We start from the raw sequence: 14,625 nt of genomic DNA, 5'->3' as shown, positions 1-14,625 counted from the left end.
GTTTACACTCGAAACTTTAAATTTTTTAAAAACTGTCAGCAAATTAATATCATGGAGCAAAAGTACAGGTCTAAAGATTCTGATTACGGGTTGCCGGAAAATCAGTCATACGATCCGATAGATAGAGACAAACCTGCAAAAGCTGAAGGCCAGCAGCAATCTCAAAGAAAACAGACAAGTTCATATAAGAAAAAGAATGATGATTCCAATACGGGATTAATTGCCGCAGTGATTATCGTTCTTTTGATTGCCGCCGGATTTGCAATATGGTTTTTTGTGATTAAACCAAACCAGGAAGCAGATCGAATAGCTGAGGCAGAAAGACAACGACAACAAGAGTTGGAAGACCAGAAGTTGAAAGAAGAACAGGCCAGACAGGCAGAATTAGAAGCTGAAAGACAAAGAGCATTAGACTCTGCAAGAGCTGCACAGGAAAATATTCCGGCTGAAGGAACAATCAATGTACTAAAAAGCAGAACAGGTCGTTCATATGTTGTAGTTGGCAGTTTCTTCGACAAAGATCAGGCTATGGATTTTGCCAATGAAAGAAAAGATGATGGACTTACGTCTTATATCATTGAGCCTTACGGAAAAACCAGATTCTACAGAGTAGCCGTTGAATCTTTTGACACTTATCAGGAAGGTGTACAGCAGGCTGAAGGATATAAGGGCGAGTATGGGTCTGAAGTATGGGTGTTGAAATATTAAAAAATTTATGAGCTTACTTTTGCAACTGACTCAGACGTCAGATTCGCTGGCTATGCAATCTATGTCGTCTGAACAATCACTAACATTTTTAGAATTATTACAAAAAGGCGGATGGTGGTTATTACCTCTTGGTTTATTACAGCTCGCCGCCGTTTATATTTTCTTTGAAAGAATATTTACTATCAGACGAGCGGATGAAGATTCTGCAGATCTTATGGAGCGTGTCAGACATACGGTGACCTCCGGGGATATCTCAGGGGCAAAGAGTATTTGCAAGGCTGAAAACACTCCGATCGCCAGGATGATCGAAAAGGGGATAGACCGAATTGGATCTTCCCTGAAAAACATTGAAGTGAGCATTGAGAATGTTGGTAAGATCGAAATCTACAGGTTAGAGAAGAATCTGAACCTGCTTGCTACTATCGCTGGTGCTGCTCCGATGCTGGGTTTCCTTGGTACTGTTACCGGTATGATCACCGCTTTTATGGACATTACTAAGATCGAAGGGGCATTAACTCCTCAGCAATTATCTGCAGGTATTTACGAAGCACTGATTACCACTGCTTGTGGACTTTTTATCGGTATTCTGGCTTATCTGGGGTATAATTATCTTGTAGCGAGAGTGCTCAAGGTTGTGCACAGAATGGAGTATACTTCTGTCGAATTCATTGATCTTTTACAAGAGCCGAACAAATAATTATGGCACTAAAGTCAAAACACAAAGTCGATCCAACTTTCAATATGTCATCGATGACTGATGTCATATTCTTGTTGCTGATCTTTTTTATGCTGACTTCAACTGTAGTTGATCCGATGGCTTTACCCGTTAATTTACCTAAGTCGAAAAGTAATACGTATAGTAACCCGGTAATCAAAGTAGCTATTACTGATGATCTTCAATATTATTTTAACGGTGAAAAAGTAAGCAGGAAAGAGATTGAGCCTATGCTGAGAAACGAAATCGGGAAAACCGAGACTCCGACAGTTTCGTTATATATTGATAAGTCAGTACCGACAGAACATTTTGTAGAGATCGCCGGTATTGCGACTTCATTAAAAGCGAAAGTTTCAATAGCAACGACACCTGATAAATAAGAATGATAAAGCGCGAGGACGAAATAGCAAGAAAGAAGGATAAGCAGAAATCAATGGTGATAACAATTGCCATTCATGGTGTCCTTTTAGTCTTATTTGCATTTCTTTTAGCGTGGAAAGAACCTAATCCTCCATTACCTCAATATGGTATAGAAATAGATATGGGTATGGATGATGTAGGAAGTGGTGATGATCAGGACAATATCGAAGCTCCTGAGTCTGAAGCTGAAGATGAGCCTTCTCCAGTCGAAGAAGCAGTAGAGGAACCGACCGAACAACCGGTGGAAGAAACTTCAGAGCCTACAGAAGTAGTGGAGACAGAAGAACCTGTTGAGCCTGTAGAAGATGTTTCTGAAAGTGAAGATGCAGTTCCAGTTGAACCTCAGCCGAAGAAAACAACCACTAAAACCGAAACGAAGACTGAAACTAAAAAAGAAACAGTCAAAGCACCGATTTATCCGGGTACTGAAAAAGGAGAGGGTAGTGGAGCAAGTAAAAAAAGTGATGGTGACGATAGCGATCAGCAAGGGGATAAAGGTGATCCGGAAAGTGTAGATCAAAGATATATTTATAAAGGTACATCCGGAGGCGGTGGTGGTGGCCCACAACTGGATATAACCGGCTGGACATGGGATCGTGTACCAGATAAAAGAGATGATTCAGATCAGAGTGGTCGAATCGTCTTTGAGTTTACCATTGATGCTGATGGTTATGTAATTCATACAGAGCCACTAGAGAGTACCGTGAGTCCTGATATTGTTATTTTCTATCAAAGACAATTAGAAGAGACTACCTTTCATCAGACCGGTAGTTTACCAGCAAAACCCAGAACAAAAGGTAAGGTAACTTTCATTATTAAAAGCCAATAACTTACTATCTTTGTCACCGTTTTAAATTACGGTGATGACCTACGAGCAAATAGAAGAATATCTTTTTGAGCAATTGCCCATGTATCAACGGATGGGAACAGTTGCTTTTAAGACTGGTCTTGGTAATATTCAGGAATTTTGTAAGATCCTGGGTGATCCACAGGATCAATTTAAGACAGTTCATATTGCCGGTACTAACGGTAAGGGAAGCTCATCTCACATGATTGCTTCTGTTTTACAGGAAAATGGATACAAAACAGGGCTTTATACCTCTCCACATCTTAAATCATTCCGGGAACGGGTGAAAATCAACGGACTGCTGATTTCCAGGCAATACATCATAGATTTTGTCGAAAAGTATAAGACACAAGTAGAGCATTTAAAACCTTCGTTTTTTGAATGGACTGTCGGACTTGCTTTCAAATATTTTGCCGATCAGAAAGTGGATATAGCAGTAATAGAAGTTGGTTTAGGTGGTAGACTTGATTCCACTAATATAATTACTCCATTAGTTTCTCTGATCACTAATATTGGGTTAGATCATAAGGAGATGCTCGGTAATACTTTGCAGCAAATAGCAGGGGAAAAGGCCGGAATTATAAAGCCGGGAATCGATGTGGTCATAAGTGAAACTCAACCTGAAATAGCAGATGTTTTTAAAGCTAAAGCTAACGAAAACAAGAGCAATATAATTTTTGCCGCTGACAAGTTTACCCTAACCGACCTAAAGAAGTATTCACTGGATCTAAAAGGTGAATATCAGCTGAGAAACTTACCGGGAGTACTGGCTGTAATAGATGAATTGAAAGAAAAAGGATTTGTTCTCCCCAAAATTAACGAAGGGCTTTCAAAGGTGGTGTCTAATACGGGGTTACAGGGAAGATGGCAGATTTTGTCTGAAAAACCATTTGTAGTTTGTGATACTGCTCATAATGTCGAAGGATTAAGAGAAACAATTCAGCAATTTTTGGCCAGAAAGGCTAAAAGGTATCGGTTCGTGATGGGATTTGTCTCAGATAAAGCTGTGGAAGAGGTATTAGAACTAGTACCTAAAAATGCTGTGTATTATTTTTGTACGCCGAATGTACCTCGTGGTTTAAAAGTAGCTGATCTGAAACCAAGAGTGACTCCGGATATTGTTGTAAATGGTTATTATGATAGTGTAAATGAAGCTGTAATTGATGCACGAAAAGATCTGGAAGAATCGGATGCACTATACATTGGCGGTAGTACTTTTGTTGTCGCTGAATTGAATGAATTAGATTATGAGAAATAAGCAAAAGCGCTTTGCTGAGAATAGAGAAAGAGCAAACATTTTTGAGCCGGAGAAACCGGGATACGAGGAAATAAAAGGAAACTGGCACGGGAAGTACTTTGAAAATGAAAATCACATCACATTAGAATTAGCCTGTGGTAAGGGAGAATATACTACCGGTCTTGCCAGGCATTATCCTGAAAGGAATTTTATTGGTGTTGATATAAAAGGAGATCGAATATGGTATGGGAGTAAAGAAGCCGAGGAAGAAGATTTAAATAATGTGGCTTTTTTGCGAACCCAGATACAGCTTCTGGAGAAATTTTTTGTTGATGGAGAAGTTCATGATATCTGGATTACATTTCCCGATCCAAGACCTAAAAAGAGGGATATTAAAAGAAGACTCACTTCACCAAGGTTTCTCGATATGTATAAGAAAGTAATGCAAAAGGAGGGGTGGGTATTTTTTAAAACTGATAATCCTGGATTATTTGATTATACCCTTGAAGTACTTTCTGAAAGAAACGATATTAAGAATCTTTCCTATACGAGAGATCTATATCATTCTGAATTTATGGATGAACACCACGGTATCAAAACCAGGTTTGAAAAAATGTTTTATGAAAAGGGGTTTTCAATTAAATATTTGAAATTTCAGTGGGATCAATAGAACCATAAAGCAACAGCAAGGATAACAAAAACTCCCAGAGTTACATATTTTAAAGTTTTACTTTCTGTATTCACAGACCATCGGCTGGAAATCCATGCTCCAAGCATATTTCCAGCTGCAAGCCATAGGCCTGCAGTCCATTCGATCTTGATTTGATAGGCAAATATTATTAATGCAATAGCAGTATAAACTACGTTAACAAACATCTTAATGCTGTTGGTTCTGACGAGATCTAGTTTATTAATCCCGGTTAAAGCTGCCATTATCAAAAAACCAACACCAGCCTGTATATAACCGCCATAAATGCCAATAAAAAAGAATATGATAATAGAAAATATCAGGTTTTTTCCTCTGAGCAGGGCTTCTTCCGGTTTATAATGGTGTTTTGTGAATAAAACAGTGAAAAACACCAGAATTAGCATGAAAATGGATATAGATTTTTTAAAGAGGTTTGGATCAATTTCTATCGCTAACTGGGTACCTATAACGGCTCCTATCAATGCAGAGACTGAAAGGTAGATACTAAACCGGCCGATATTTACTCCCTTGCTTTTAAAACCTGCAACTCCTGAAATGCTCTGTAATAATACAGCTACCCGGTTTGTTGCATTGGCCACTGCTGGTGGAATTCCGATAAACATCATAAGAGGTAAAACAAAAAAACTGCCCCCTCCGGCGATAACATTAATGAAGCCGGCTACAATACCGACACCAAATAATAAAAAATAATCAATTACAGGTAAACTCACACTGCAAATATATGAACCTGATTATTTATAGTGGAACTTATTTTGTCAAAGATTTGGTAAAAATCAGTTAATAAAAACTCAAGTCTCTTTGATATGTTTGCCTTAACATTAGAGGGGCCAATATAATTTTTACATTTTGTTATTATTTTACTGGTTTGACTTTCATTAAAGCCCCATTTTAAACCAATATGATTGATTAATCGTGCTTCATTTGGATGTATAACTCCATCGGATAATATCAGGGCATAGTATTCCGATAGCTTTTTTCTGCTAAAAAGGTTCCGACGGGTTTTGATTACAACAGCATTTTCCCTGCTGTATTTAATGATCTTCATAATTTCGAAATCCGGGATTTCCATATTATTACCGATTGCAATGATGTATTTCTTTTCCGATTCATCGAATGTTCCATCTGCAATAGCTAATGCACACAGGTTTATCAAATGCTTTTTATTCTGCTTTTCGATTACCTTTTTCCTGATGTTCTTAAAAAATAATATATCCATATCCGTTAATACTTTTTAGAGTGATTAGGTGGCGAAAATTTTATATATTTTCTTTAAATAGTTTACTTTTTTCGATAGAAGTGTTATTTTGGCACATTATCAACCAAAACAATACTTTTTTATTATGAAGACCAGAGCTTGCAAACTATGCGGGAATTCCATCAATTCCGGTAGCAGGTCAGATAAGATATTTTGTTCTGATCACTGCAGGAGCACTTTTAACAACAGAATCTCTTCAGGAGAAAATAATCTCATTAGAAGAGTGAATTACAGATTACAAAAGAATCGCAGAATCTTAAACCAGCTTAATCCAAATGGGAAAACCAAAATAACACGAGAGACTTTAATAGCTTATGGCTTTGACTTTTCATATGTTACCAGTTTTTATAAAGCTAAGAATGGAAATACCTATACCTTTGTTTATGATCAGGGTTATATCGACATTGGTGGTAACAATTTAATTCTTGTAAAAAATCAACGCATTGTAGAAAAATCATCAGTTATTTGAGTAATTTCGCTATCATTATTTTGATAAGTGAAAACAAAAATTGACTTTTTGCCATTGATCGACACGGTTGTCGAAAATGGTTTTGCGATATGTGATGATTTTATATCGTCAGATTATCTTGCCAAACTTCGGCAAATCATAGATAACCATTATCTGGAAGGGGAATTTAAAGAAGCAGAAATAGGAGACAGGTTTAATCAAACCAAAGTTAAGAGTATTAGAAAGGATAAAATTCTTTGGCTTAGCAGAGGCTTAAATACAGATCTTGATCAATTCTATAGTGAAATAGACCGACTCATTTCAGTATTAAATCGTTATTGCTTTTTAAGTATTAATGATTGTGAATTTCATTTTGCTGTTTATCCTCCCGGAGCATTTTACAAGAGGCACATTGATCAGTTTAAAAGTAATGACGGACGCTTATTAACGGTGATTCTTTACTTAAATGAATTCTGGGAAGAGAATAACGGAGGAGAATTAATGATATATCCTGAATCAGGACCAATAAAAGTACTCCCTCAGCCCGGAAGGTTAGTGTTGTTCAAAAGCGATGAACTTCCTCATGAAGTTTTGAAAACAAATAAAAGCAGGTATTCCATAACAGGATGGTTAAAGCATAAACATACACCGCTTTAAGGTTCGTGTAAATAAATTGTACACTCATCGTATAAAATGTACCGTTCATCTAAATACTTTTTATAAATATATTAATATCTGATATATTTGAAGTGCAAGTAGAATCAAGTATATCTTTCTTTCCATAGCTGGTTGAAAAGATGCCCGGAGCTCATTCGGGCTTTTTTTATGTCCAAAAAGTAAAGGCCCCGATTAGAGGCCTTTTATATTAAAGAGTTTTGAATTTTTTATTTATATAATTATTTAAAAGCAATCCGCTGATTATTACCACCAGCCATTGGGTTATTACCGATGCATTACTGTATACATCAAAGACATTCCACATGCCTTCTTTAGTAAACCAAGGCTCCGGACTGTATCCTCTTGATAACCACCACCAGATTAAAACAATTCCAAATGCAATATTTACATACATAGATATGGCGTAATAAAGATCAGGTAATCTTAAGTCTGAATCAGGATCAATCATTTCATCTTTTATTTTCTTAACTCCGATCCTTAAAGCTGGGAAAATTATAAATAGTCCGCTGACCACTAAACCTACTCCCCAAACCCAATCCTGATTATTAAATATATCTAACGACCAGGCACTTGGGAATCCAAATATTGCACAGCATATCGCCGCAATGATTACAGCTTTTTTTCTGAATATTCCCAGATCGGTTAAAGTTTTGATAAATAATTCGATCATTGGAAGCAGACTACTAAATGCAGCCAGGAAAAATGCGCCAAAGAAAATCACACATAATACAGGCCCACCCGGGATTGAAAAGAATAATTTCGGGATTATCGTAAAGGTTAATGCCTGGTTACCACTTTGGAGGTATTCCAACGCATTAGCTTCCGACGCACTCAATGCAAAAACAGATGGAATAATAGCTATACCTGCCAATATCGATGCAATGTTATTTCCAATCGAACTCATTATTATGTTGAGAGTCACATCTTCTTTCTTTCTTGAATAAGCAGAAAGGGTCATGATAAGGCCCCAACCAGCACCTGTTGACCAGGCACTCTGAGATAATGCCTCAATCCAGACTTTTGGATTTGAAAAATGCTTGGCATCGACACCAAACATATATTTTAGTCCAACCTCTCCGCCATCAATATTTAATGCGATAACAGAAATTACTATTAACAAAATAAAAAGAGTTGGGATCAATATTTTATTTGCTTTTTCAAGCCCGTTTTTTACTCCTTTTGTCAAAACGAAAACGGCAAAAGCCAGTGCTAATAGGTGGAGTCCAACTGTTTTAAAATTACCGTTTGCAATATTATCCCAATAACTAGTAAGTTGTTCTTGAGTACCGATACTTGCCAGATCTGCTCCCTGGAAATACTTAAGTGTATATTCAATAGAGAATCCCAGGTACTGCAAACTCCATGCAGTTACCACTGAATAATAAAAAGCTATACCCAGTGTGCATAGAGTTATGAAATAACCCATCCAGGCAAATTTAGAACCAGCAAATTCACTATACGATCCAATTACTGATCGCTTAAACTTTTTCCCGATACTGAATTCAGTAAGTAGAATCGGAATTGACCAAATAAACAAAAACACCATCCATAAAATGATGAAGGCACCGCCGTACTCTCCCGCTAATCTGGGGAACCTCCATAAGTTTCCTGCACCGACAGCCATAGCCAGGGCAGCTAAAATAATTCCCCACCGATTACTGAATTCCTCTTTTTGAGACATAAAAAATATGGTTTAAATGATCTTTATTTATATATTGGTAAATAATATTTTTATTGAGGTTGCTAAGATTATAATTTTTTGGACAAAATGAAATTTAAGGACATATTAAAGTGGGGAATAAAGCCAGATCAGCCCAGGTTTTTAAAAAGAAAAATTTACCAGTCTAATATTACTGCACTTATACTGGCTTTTTTTGTGTCGTTGCCTTTTATAATTATTTCTCAAAATACTCTAAAGCCAACCATCGGAATTCCTATTGCCGGTTTTTTTCTTTCTCTGTTAGCGCTGGTATTAAATCGATTTGGTTTAATATATATAAGTCGAATAATTATTTCATTAGTTCCAATATCTCTAGCAATTAGCGAAGGGGCATTCATAGTTGAATCCGGAAACCCACCCATGGTCGGTATGGCTATGTTATCTTTAGCTTTTCTATTCATTCCCTTTATTGTATTTGATATAAGAGAAAAAGCTTATTTATTTACCTGTGGTGGCTTAGCTATTTTAATGATTTTGGGATTTGATTTTATAAATGATCTTCTTGAGATCGAATTAGACAGGACTGAATTACAAAAGGGAAACCTTACTCGAGTTGCTATTTTAATTTCCGTGGTTTTTGCAGTAGGTATAATTATGGTGCTGCTTCTGGAAAATAAAATGTCTGAAGAAAGATCTTCTTACTACATTGAGGAAAGCAAAGACATAGCCAGAAAAATGGAAGAATCCGAAAAGCAAGCAAAAGAAAATCTGAGGGAAGTTGAACTCGTAAGGCAAAATGAAAAAAAACAGCAATGGGCTGTGCAGGGGTTAGCTCAGGTAACAGAATTGCTAAGGGGATATGATAGTTTAAAAAGTCTTTGTGACAATATTATGGCTTTTTTGGTGGAGTATATGGAAGCAAATCAGGGGAGTATGTACCTGATAGATACCGATGGTTCTGTGCTGAACCTTTATGCAACCTATGCCTATAACAGGAAAAAGTTTGAAGAAAAACAAATCTATCCCGGGCAGGGATTGATTGGTCAGGCTTACATCGAACAAGATGTAATACATTTGAAAGAGATACCACAAAATTACGTCAGAATCACTTCAGGCTTAGGTGAGGCTACTCCAAAAACATTACTTATTGTACCAATGATCTTTAACGAGCAGGTTGAAGGTATCCTGGAAATAGCTTCATTTAAAGATTTTGATGAACATCAGATCAGTTTTGTGAAAAAACTAGGAGAGTCCATTGCTTCCAGTTTAAAAGATATCAAGATCAACGAATCTAATAAAGAGTTACTTGAACAGGCCAGACAGCAGGAAGAAGAAATGAAAGCCCAGGAAGAAGAGATGAGGCAGAATATGGAAGAACTTGCTGCTACACAAGAAGAAATGTTAAGAAAAGAAAAACGTTATTTACAGGAAATCGAAGACTTGAAAAGGCAATTACAATTAGAAAAATAAAAAAGGGGAGTTTTTTGCTCCCCTTTTTATTTTTAAGGTTTTTCCGATGAATGACTTAGACTGATCAGATTAATAAGTAATCGATAAGCTCCAGGTACTCCAGCCGGTAATTCCCTGAAAAAGGATAGACCGGTATACACATAATACCCTTCCCCGTATTCAGCTACTAGAAGACTGCCTTTAAGAGGGTCTTCATTAATATCCTTGATGCTTAACAGGGGAGTGTAGTTGTCATCCCATGTGGCAGGGAAATACAAACCACGCTCCTGAACCCAGTTTTTAAAATCATCTTCTGTGATTTTGTTTGGGAGATTTAAAGCAATGTGATCTTTATTTAAAATTTTGACATCAGAATTTTCATCAGTCACTCTACCTCTAGATATACTGATAGGGTAGGGTCCCGGATTTTCTACATTTAATCCATATGACGTATTATACTGTACTATTACAGTTCCTCCATTGTAGACAAAATTGTATAATTTATCCATAGACCTGGCTAATTCAGCGTTTGTGTTTAAGGCTCTGATGCCCAAAATAATAACATCGTAATCAATGTTTTTCCCTCCATTCAGGTCATCTACACTTATTTGATCAACATACATGCCAACATCAGTTAATAAGTTTGGAACATCATCACCCGCACCCATAATATACCCGACTTTAACTTTTGGTATATTAATGTCTACTGCGGAGACCGTCATTTCAGAGGCTCTGACATCAATCTGATTTGGAATGTGGTCATATTCAATAAATACAGTATATTGATCAAACCGGGATTCATTTGTTATGAACTCAAATGAGACATTGTTTTCCTCAAATTTTGTTGCCTTTTCAGCGGAAATATGAAATTCAAAGCTTCTTACCCTTTCTACTCCATCTCCTTCATACTTAATTTTCTTGTTTTCACATTTGATTCCTTCAGGAAGATTAATTGTTAATTCCCCTGATGGTAATGGTGAATCAGAAGTTAGCGTTACGATTATACTTTTCTTTTTGTTTACCGGAAGAACAAGAACTTTTTGCAGTGGCTCAATGCTGATCTCAGGAATAATATGCATTGGCTGGACCACCTTTCCTTTTACTCTGTCAGTTGTATGGTAGGTGAGAGTTAATTCTAGCTTTACTATTTCATTATATACATCCAGAGTTATTTCTGCCTGGTATACAGGATCATTTTCTGCATTACCTATCAATGAGAAACTTGTTACATCAAAGTTGGCATCAGTCTGATTTCCATTTAACCAATATGGGTCTGTAAAATCTATATTAGGAGGTAAGACCAAATCAGTACTAAACTCAAATGGTTTGTTTGGATTTAAAGCACCGTTTCTGCTAACATCCGTGCCTGGAATGTTGATCTTCGAAATTCTTAAACCAATATCAGATCTGTTTACTGCTTCGAAATTAATTTTAACCGTATCACCCGGGGAATAATAAGGCTGGTCGGAATGCAGACCTATATATAATCCCAGGCATTTTACAATTAGTTCGTCTATCTGACTGAGCTTAGTTTTAATTTTTTCATTTTTAAGATCTGTCTTTCTTATCTCATTCTTAAGCTTTACAAGATCTTCAACAGAACTTTCAGGTCTTAAAGGATTGAAATTGGAGATGATCTTATCAATGCTCTTTTCAATACCAGGAGCTCCCATTTGAGCCCAGGATGTATTTATTCCAGAATAAAAATCTTTTTCGGAACCTGCAACAGTTTTAACAGGAACGAGCCATTCAAAAGATTCTCCTCTTGATCCTGAAGATCCGAATCCTTGTGATTTATGCATGCTTCGGCTTCTTCCCGCAACTTCCTCGATTGATTCACCCATCGAAGGCAGGTAATGCCCAACGTTTAGTTTCACGAGGTTAGTCGTGTCAAATGATTCATCACGCCCCCTGTAAAACCATGGGCTGGTGTTCCAATATATCTTTTTAGGCTGCCATGTTTTAACATGATCCAGTTGCTCTGGATAAGCAGTTGGATCACTGGCCAGATCAAAGGCTTCTCTGGCTATTATGGCACTGGCTGTATGATGGCCATGTGTAATTCCAGGTATTTCAGGAAACCGGGTAATAATTATATCCGGACGAAATTTACGGATGACGTATACAGCGTCCCCGAGTACCTTTTCTCTATTCCATTTATTAAACGTTTCAGTAGGGTTTTTCGAATATCCGAAATCATTGGCTGATGTGAAGAATTGATTTCCTCCATCGATTTTTCTTGCAGCGATAAGTTCCTGAGTTCTAATCAATCCAAGGCCATCCCTGATTTCTGATCCGATTAGGTTTTGTCCGCCATCACCACGGGTCATGGATAAATACCCGGTTTCAAAATGTTTAAATCGGGCAAAATAGGTGATTAACCTGGTGTTTTCATCATCAGGATGTGCTGCAACATATAATACCCTGACAAAAGATTTTAATCCTTTTATTTCATCAGCAATTACAGATGAAGGGGGAGGAGATATTATATGTTCTTCCTGAGCTGATAATGTTGAGAATATAATTGAGGTAAATAAAAAAAGTAAAAACAGTTTATTCATTTCTATCTGTTGAGTTTGAAGTTTGTAATTTACCAAACCTTGATTATTATTGGGAATTCTTATAAAACTATATTCATGAGAAAACGAGTCAAAGTTTTTTACGTTCTGTTAGGAGTTTTTGTTTTCACCTTATTGGTGTTGCTGATCAAAACTTTCATGTTTTCTTCAAAGCAGCCTGTTGCAATGGCTGTGGAAAGGAAAACAGTTGAAGAGACAGATCTGGCACAGCTTTCGAAACTTTTACGTTTAAAAACGGTGTCATACGAAGGTAGAAATACTTCTGATAGTTCAGATTTTGATCTTTTGTTGCCATGGATTAAAGCAAATTACCCTGTAATAACCAGCCAGTCTGAGATCAAAGTGATAAATAATTCGGGTATCCTAATAAAGGTTGATGGTCAGAATAAAAACTTAAAACCTGATCTTTTTGCAGCACATCTTGATGTTGTGCCATTAGCGGAAAATCAGTTAGATCAATGGGTTCATCCACCTTTTGCGGGTGAGTATGATGAGAAATTTGTCTACGGAAGAGGAACACTTGATGATAAAGGGTCGGCATTCTTAATTCTGGAAGCTGCAGAGAGTTTATTGTCTGAAGGGAAAAACCCCACAAGGACTATTTACTTAGCTTTTGGTTTTGATGAAGAGATCGGAGGTAATGATGGGGCAAAGGCAATTGCTAATTACCTCAAAGATCAGGGAGTCAATTTGAGAATGGCTCTTGACGAAGGTTCAATTGTAACAAAGGGTATTGTTCCCGGGCTGGATAAAAATACAGCGATAGTAGGTATTGCAGAAAAAGGATATGTAACATACCATTTGGAAGCTGTGGCAGAAGCAGGGCACTCTTCTATGCCCGCCAGAGATAATGCTATAAATCAATTAACGGAGGTATTAGATAAAATAAGAAAAGAGCCATTTAAGGCCAGGATTTCTGTTCCATTACGGGCTTTTATCGAATATTTGGGTCCTGAAATGCCATTTCCTCAACGCTTAGTGTTCGCAAATACCTGGCTTTTTGATGATCTTTTGATATCTACCTATGAAGAAATTCCATCAGGCAATGCAATGGTGAGAACAACATCGGCAGTAACAATCCTTGATGCAGGAGTTAAAGACAATGTTGTTCCTGCTAAAGCGGAGGCAACAATTAACTTTAGAATCCTGCCCGGTGAGAATATCAAGGGTATTGAAAATTATCTCAATAAGGTGACTGTTAATACAAATGTAAAAATCAAAAAGTCAGATAAGTTCGCTAAAAACCCAAGTAAAATCTCAAATCATCAAAGTGAATCCTTCGTAGAACTATCAAGGATAATTGCAGGAACATTTGATAATACCGTTGTTGTTCCCGGCCTTGTTATAGCAGGCACTGATGGCAGGCATTATGAAGGTATAGCTGAAAACGTATATCGCTTTTCGCCATTTGTTTTAGAAAATCAGGATCTGGAAAGAATCCATGGTAATAATGAAATGATCAGCATTGATAACCTGAATTCAGCTAAGACCTTTTTTTATAATGTTATGGCTAATTAATAAGCTGTTATTTCAATATCGTCTCTGATAACTACATGGCTGGTATGCTCCCATACAGTAGCATCGATATAGATGTGCCCTCCATCTAAATATCCGGATCCTTCGATATCAAAGTGACCAATTTCCTGGTAGGGAATTGAAATTCTTGAACCATTCAGGTAAGCTTCTACGATTATACCGGAATTATAAAAATTTTCTATGTAAATAATATTATCCGGACCAGTTAAATAAGGCTGTTCAACATAAATAGAATAACCAAAATATTCATCATAATAATAACTGTATTCTTCTACTCTGTATGTACCCTCTAAATCCAGGTAAGGTTCTTCAATGTAGGTAGTACAAGATGATATTAACACTATTAAAAGTACAGGTATTAAAAAAAATTGTCTTCTCATATCA

At 36.8% G+C, this 14,625-nt stretch carries 15 protein-coding genes; 10 read left to right on the top strand and 5 right to left on the bottom strand.

The window, feature by feature from the left end; genetic code table 11:
- The first annotated feature begins 51 nt into the window (after positions 1-51).
- Genes OO013_RS19650 through trmB form a run of 6 tightly spaced genes read left to right on the top strand, consistent with a single transcriptional unit; the run spans position 52 to position 4,597 of the window.
- Complete coding sequence (locus tag OO013_RS19650) at positions 52-708, top strand: hypothetical protein (RefSeq protein WP_266058797.1); 657 nt, start codon at positions 52-54, stop codon at positions 706-708.
- A 7-nt stretch (positions 709-715) separates the two neighbouring features.
- Positions 716-1,405 carry a MotA/TolQ/ExbB proton channel family protein gene (locus OO013_RS19645; protein ID WP_266058796.1) on the top strand — a complete coding sequence of 230 codons (690 nt, stop codon included), beginning with the start codon at positions 716-718 and terminating at the stop codon, positions 1,403-1,405.
- A gap of 2 nt (positions 1,406-1,407) precedes the next feature.
- Complete coding sequence (locus tag OO013_RS19640; protein WP_266058794.1) at positions 1,408-1,803, top strand: ExbD/TolR family protein; 396 nt, start codon at positions 1,408-1,410, stop codon at positions 1,801-1,803.
- Positions 1,804-1,805: 2 nt separating this feature from the next.
- Complete coding sequence (locus OO013_RS19635) at positions 1,806-2,672, top strand: hypothetical protein (protein WP_266058793.1); 867 nt, start codon at positions 1,806-1,808, stop codon at positions 2,670-2,672.
- Positions 2,673-2,706: 34 nt separating this feature from the next.
- Positions 2,707-3,948, top strand: a complete 1,242-nt coding sequence (locus tag OO013_RS19630) for a bifunctional folylpolyglutamate synthase/dihydrofolate synthase (protein ID WP_266058791.1) — start codon at positions 2,707-2,709, stop codon at positions 3,946-3,948.
- On the top strand, positions 3,935-4,597 hold the full coding sequence (trmB, locus tag OO013_RS19625; protein ID WP_266058842.1) for a tRNA (guanosine(46)-N7)-methyltransferase TrmB: 663 nt from the start codon (positions 3,935-3,937) through the stop codon (positions 4,595-4,597). Before OO013_RS19630 ends, trmB begins: the two co-directional genes overlap by 14 nt.
- On the opposite strand, the gene OO013_RS19620 is transcribed toward trmB, so the two are convergent.
- Entirely contained in the window at positions 4,591-5,346 is a 756-nt protein-coding gene (locus OO013_RS19620) for a sulfite exporter TauE/SafE family protein (RefSeq protein WP_266058790.1), read from the bottom strand. The two genes, trmB and OO013_RS19620, sit on opposite strands and share 7 nt — an antisense overlap.
- Positions 5,343-5,852 (bottom strand): tellurite resistance TerB family protein, encoded by a 510-nt coding sequence (locus OO013_RS19615; RefSeq protein ID WP_266058789.1) that lies wholly within the window; start codon positions 5,850-5,852, stop codon positions 5,343-5,345. Before OO013_RS19615 ends, OO013_RS19620 begins: the two co-directional genes overlap by 4 nt.
- A gap of 124 nt (positions 5,853-5,976) precedes the next feature.
- Between OO013_RS19615 and OO013_RS19610 the strand changes: the two genes are divergently transcribed.
- Together OO013_RS19610 and OO013_RS19605 are read left to right on the top strand one after the other, a co-directional pair.
- Positions 5,977-6,360, top strand: coding sequence for a hypothetical protein (locus OO013_RS19610; protein ID WP_266058788.1), 384 nt, complete (start codon positions 5,977-5,979; stop codon positions 6,358-6,360).
- 27 nt (positions 6,361-6,387) lie between these two features.
- Positions 6,388-6,996, top strand: coding sequence for a 2OG-Fe(II) oxygenase (locus OO013_RS19605; RefSeq protein ID WP_266058787.1), 609 nt, complete (start codon positions 6,388-6,390; stop codon positions 6,994-6,996).
- Positions 6,997-7,204: 208 nt separating this feature from the next.
- On the opposite strand, the gene OO013_RS19600 is transcribed toward OO013_RS19605, so the two are convergent.
- Positions 7,205-8,698, bottom strand: a complete 1,494-nt coding sequence (locus tag OO013_RS19600) for a sodium-dependent transporter (RefSeq protein WP_266058785.1) — start codon at positions 8,696-8,698, stop codon at positions 7,205-7,207.
- Between the two features lie 87 nt (positions 8,699-8,785).
- On the opposite strand from OO013_RS19600, the gene OO013_RS19595 reads away from it, so the two are divergent.
- Entirely contained in the window at positions 8,786-10,147 is a 1,362-nt protein-coding gene (locus tag OO013_RS19595) for a GAF domain-containing protein (protein WP_266058784.1), read from the top strand.
- Positions 10,148-10,179: 32 nt separating this feature from the next.
- Here the strand turns inward: OO013_RS19595 and OO013_RS19590 are convergent, their stop codons facing one another.
- Entirely contained in the window at positions 10,180-12,687 is a 2,508-nt protein-coding gene (locus tag OO013_RS19590; RefSeq protein WP_266058783.1) for a PIG-L family deacetylase, read from the bottom strand.
- Between the two features lie 75 nt (positions 12,688-12,762).
- Here OO013_RS19590 and OO013_RS19585 point away from each other — a divergent pair, with 75 nt between their 5' ends.
- On the top strand, positions 12,763-14,223 hold the full coding sequence (locus OO013_RS19585; RefSeq protein ID WP_266058782.1) for a M20/M25/M40 family metallo-hydrolase: 1,461 nt from the start codon (positions 12,763-12,765) through the stop codon (positions 14,221-14,223).
- Here OO013_RS19585 and OO013_RS19580 read toward each other — a convergent pair.
- Positions 14,220-14,621, bottom strand: coding sequence for a hypothetical protein (locus OO013_RS19580; RefSeq protein ID WP_266058780.1), 402 nt, complete (start codon positions 14,619-14,621; stop codon positions 14,220-14,222). The genes OO013_RS19585 and OO013_RS19580 overlap by 4 nt on opposite strands.
- Positions 14,622-14,625 lie beyond the last annotated feature (4 nt).

The organism is Mangrovivirga halotolerans, assembly GCF_026241165.1.
Lineage (GTDB): Bacteria > Bacteroidota > Bacteroidia > Cytophagales > Cyclobacteriaceae > Mangrovivirga > Mangrovivirga halotolerans.
The sequence above is the reverse complement of the archived record's forward strand: the minus strand, read 5'-3'. Positions and strand labels throughout refer to the sequence as shown.